At 66.6% G+C, this 3,063-nt stretch carries 4 protein-coding genes; 1 reads left to right on the top strand and 3 read right to left on the bottom strand.

Going from position 1 to position 3,063, the window contains the following annotated elements:
• Positions 1 to 137 precede the first annotated feature (137 nt).
• Positions 138 to 347 (top strand): hypothetical protein, encoded by a 210-nt coding sequence (locus tag ACGF12_RS38145; RefSeq protein ID WP_393041124.1) that lies wholly within the window; start codon positions 138 to 140, stop codon positions 345 to 347.
• Between the two features lie 99 nt (positions 348 to 446).
• On the opposite strand, the gene ACGF12_RS38150 is transcribed toward ACGF12_RS38145, so the two are convergent.
• The 3 genes from ACGF12_RS38150 to ACGF12_RS38160 form a co-directional block, all read right to left on the bottom strand.
• Positions 447 to 968 (bottom strand): hypothetical protein, encoded by a 522-nt coding sequence (locus tag ACGF12_RS38150; protein WP_393041127.1) that lies wholly within the window; start codon positions 966 to 968, stop codon positions 447 to 449.
• Positions 965 to 2,674 carry an alpha/beta hydrolase gene (locus tag ACGF12_RS38155; RefSeq protein ID WP_393041130.1) on the bottom strand — a complete coding sequence of 570 codons (1,710 nt, stop codon included), beginning with the start codon at positions 2,672 to 2,674 and terminating at the stop codon, positions 965 to 967. The genes ACGF12_RS38150 and ACGF12_RS38155 overlap by 4 nt, the downstream gene beginning before the upstream one ends.
• A 3-nt stretch (positions 2,675 to 2,677) precedes the next feature.
• On the bottom strand, positions 2,678 to 3,063 hold a 386-nt coding region (locus tag ACGF12_RS38160; protein WP_393041133.1), incomplete at its 5' end, for a WXG100 family type VII secretion target.

Below are 3,063 nucleotides of genomic sequence, written 5' to 3' on the forward strand. Positions count from 1 at the left end.
CTTACTCATGTTGCTCTTGGTTCCCACCTGTGACTGCTTCCTCTGGGCTCATACGTCCCAGTGTCCAGGTGTCCAACCGCAGGGTGGAACTTCAAACCTCTAGTCCTCTGCGCAACTATCTCGTTGAGGAGCTTGAGATGCCGCTCGAGGCCGTCGTGGTCCTGATCGTGGTCACCGTTGTCCTTGTACTGCTGGTCGCCGTGCTGAGCGCCGTAGCCGCCGTACTGCTCGCCCGTTCATCGGGGGCATCGCCTTCGTCCGCCCTCATGCGCGGAGGTGTGGCCTTCGGCGCCACCCTCACCCTGCTTGCGCTTCTTGCCTCCACGATCGCGGGGCTACTCCCATAACCATGGGTGAGTTTCGGTTACAGATGGGTGGAGGGTTCGACAGGCCGCAAAGCGTTCCGTCTCCTGGACCGAGCCGTATGGGCTTCGACTGGTTCGCGGTCAGCCGTTCGCGGAAGCCCCCGGGCTGGCACCGGGTTTGACGCAGGGGGCCACGACGGTGAGATACAGGGTGCCAGGCGCCGTGTCGGGATCGCCCACCACGACCGAGGCGGTGAACTTGTTCGCGTCGTTGGACAGGTCCAGTCGCTGGTCGTCGCTGCGCTCGACGGAGAAGCCGTCCTGTTTCAGCCGTTGCTGTACCGCGTCGAAGACACCGTGCACCTTTGGCCCGGGGATCCCGTGTAGGTCGTACGAGATGTACGGCATGTACGTCTGGGTCGCGCCGTCCCCGCACGCGTCCTTGTCCACCAGCGGCTCGGCGATTTTTACGGTGTCCTTGTCGGGGAGCACCGCCAGCGCGTCGGAGGCGTACGCCTTGACCTTCTCCTCGGCCTGTCCGAGGTTCATTGCCGGGGTGCTGTTTCCGCAGGCGGCGAGGGCGAGGAGGCCTGCGGGCAGCAGGCACAGCAGGGCGGCGCGCGCGGATCGTCCGTGCGGTACCGGCTGAGAGGATCGGCTCATGCGACCGGCTTTCCTGCGATGACCTGGCCGAACGCCGTCCAGGAGGGCGTCTTCTCAATCCAGTAGTGGTCGTGGTCGGTGTTCTGGGACGGCAGGTGCTGCGCGCCGAAGGCCGGGTTCATCGGGTTGCGGCCGAAGCGCAGATGGTCGTCGTCGCTGGCGGGGTTGTAGTTGTCGGGGTCGAGAGGGTCGGTCGTCCAGGTGTCGATCGAGTCGCCGCTGCTTTTCACAGCGTAGACCTTGGACGGGTCCATCTTCGTGCCGTTCGCCAGGTCGACGTTGAGGTCGCCCGCCTTCTCGACTCCCACTCCGGGGCTTCCGGCGAAGATCACGCTGTCGACCGGAAGTCCCTTGTCGCGCATGGCGTAGCCGACGACCGTGCTGCCGTAGCTGTGCCCGATGATGGTGTTGTGGGAGGGCGTCCCTTGGTGGGTGGCGCGCAGGCCGGTCTGGAAGTTGTAGAGGTTCTTCTCCGCGTCCTTGGCGTACTTCTCGTCGGACGCGTCCGGCATCGGCTGCACGAGACTGGGCATGGCCGACTGTGGTGCCGTGTAGTTCACGTAGGCGATCGTGGAGACCTTGCTACCGGGGCTCGCCAGGAGGGCGCTGCGGTACATCTCCTTCGCCTTGTCCATGGTGCCGCCCACGCCGGCGAGCTTGGACTCGGTGCCCGGGACGAAAGTGGCCACGTTGTCGGCCGTGTCCGGGTCGTTCAGAGCGAGGATCGCGCGGCCGTTCGGCGCCGCGGCGTCGAGTCCGAGCAGGAACGGCCGCGGGTCCTTCGAGGTGACGGGCATGTCCACCCGGTCCTGGAGCGTCTTGAGGCCGTGCAACTTGCCGTTGATGGCGTCGCGCTCAGCCTCCCAGATCACGTGGTCCGGATTCTGCGCGGTCCCGTACTGGGTTCCCACCACCTTGGGGGGCTCGGACTTCTCGAGGTCGCTGAGCTGCTTCTGGAGGTCTGTCTGGGCCTTGGTCAGGTTCAGGCGGTTCGCCTGGTCGCGGGTGGCGGCGGGGACGCCGTCGAGGTTGCCGATCCGGTCGGGGGCGTCGTGGATGAACTTCTGCCGCTCGGTGTCGGTGAGGCCGTCCCACCATTTCTTGACGCTGTTCGGGTCGGTTCCCGCGGCGGGTATCTGCTCGCGGGCGTATTCGGCGGCCTGGTCCTTCGCAGCCGTGGCGGCGTCCAGGCCGGTGCCGTTGCTCGCGTTGGTCGCGAGGTGGTTCAGCCTGGCGCTGATCTCCTGGTCCGCGTGGTCGGCTTCGTTGAGTGCGGCGGCGATGCGGTTGCTGATGGCGATCGCCGTCGTCTCGGCGCCGGCGCCGGCGTAGTTCGGGGACGTGGGCTCCTTGTCCCACGTGATGCGGCCGTCAGGGGCGACGTTGAGCTTCGCGTTCTTGGCGTCGTCGAGGGCGTAGACCAGGTGGGACTGGGCCAGCGCGAATTGTTCGGCGGCCTTGGCGAGCGCCTTGCTGACGAAGTCGAGCTCGCTGTGCGCGGACTGGAGCTCGGTGCCCAGGAACCGGATCCGGGCCTGGGCATGGTCGGAGGCGGTGCCGGTCCAATGCGAGTTGGTCAGCCGGTCGGCGACCTCGTGCTGCCAGGACTCGATGTGCTGGCCGAAGGCTGAGTAGAGTTTGTCGAAGGCGTTCTTCGCGATGGTGATGTTGTTGATGTTGGCGTCGTAGAGCGTCTTGATGTCCATCGCTTACTCGGCCGCCTTCGCGCTCGAGGGCTTCACGGGGCCCGGGACGACGGTCGTGCCGAAGGGGTCCGGCTCGTCCGGGACCGGGGCGGCCGGATTCCGCATGCTCGTGTGGATGTCCTTCTCGACCTGGCGGTAGTAGGCGGCCGTCGTCGCGAGCTTGGTACCGACGTCGCCCATGTCGCCCGCCAGCTTGTCCAGCAGCGTCTTCCAGTTGGCACCGCAGTCGCGCACCGCGGCGGCCGTCAGCCACCCCTGCAGCGTGCCGGCGGACTGGTTACACGGCTCCGCGATCTTCGCGGTCTCACCCGGTATCAGACCCCCGACGTGCTGCGCGCTCTGCCCGCAGCCGTCCAGTTCGGCAGGGTTGACCTTGAATTGCAGGCTCG

It is taken from the genome of Kitasatospora sp. NPDC048296 (genome assembly GCF_043201815.1).
In the GTDB taxonomy this organism is placed as follows: Bacteria; Actinomycetota; Actinomycetes; order Streptomycetales; family Streptomycetaceae; genus Kitasatospora.

Coding starts and splice junctions, on each gene's coding strand:
- ACGF12_RS38145 (WP_393041124.1), top strand. CDS start 138: ATGCCGCTCGAGGCCGTCGTGGTCCTGATCGTGGTCACCGTTGTCCTT.
- ACGF12_RS38150 (WP_393041127.1), bottom strand. CDS start 968: ATGAGCCGATCCTCTCAGCCGGTACCGCACGGACGATCCGCGCGCGCC.
- ACGF12_RS38155 (WP_393041130.1), bottom strand. CDS start 2,674: ATGGACATCAAGACGCTCTACGACGCCAACATCAACAACATCACCATC.